Below are 455 nucleotides of genomic sequence, written 5' to 3' on the forward strand. Positions count from 1 at the left end.
GTGCAATGATTGCGATGATGATAAGACTCGAAACGAAACTTACCAGAATAGGGCTCGCTTGCAGAAATAGTGCATCCATCAGCGATAAGTATGACCGACTGAATGTAGCAACATCACCTGCGAGTGACCCGACTTTTTGATTCGAAAAGAATCCTTGACTATGAACGAGTAGGCCGTTCATAGCATGCTCAGTTAACTTAGTTGTCATCCTTTCTTCGTGATTAAAAAATGACGTGAAGGAGTAATGCTGAATCAGTAGCGACGCGATACCACTAAGAATCATCGCGCCGATGAGCCAAAACGGCGTAACGCTGTCATTCGGATTCTGGATTAACGAACCAACGATGATGCTGATAAGGAGTGGCAAAAGTACGATATACATAAAGTGACTAGTCGGAATTAGCACTGAAAACAGTAAGATTGTACGTTTGTATGGTGCGGCAACTTCTTTATAT

1 protein-coding gene is annotated in these 455 nt (G+C 42.6%); it reads right to left on the bottom strand.

Annotation, left to right across the window (positions count from 1 at the left end; translation table 11 throughout):
- The coding region (locus ACU8YE_RS25130; RefSeq protein ID WP_446930278.1) for a hypothetical protein at nucleotides 1–382 on the bottom strand (382 nt) is incomplete at its 3' end.
- Between the last annotated feature and the right edge of the window lie 73 nt (nucleotides 383–455).

The organism is Ralstonia sp. VS2407 (assembly GCF_052950655.1).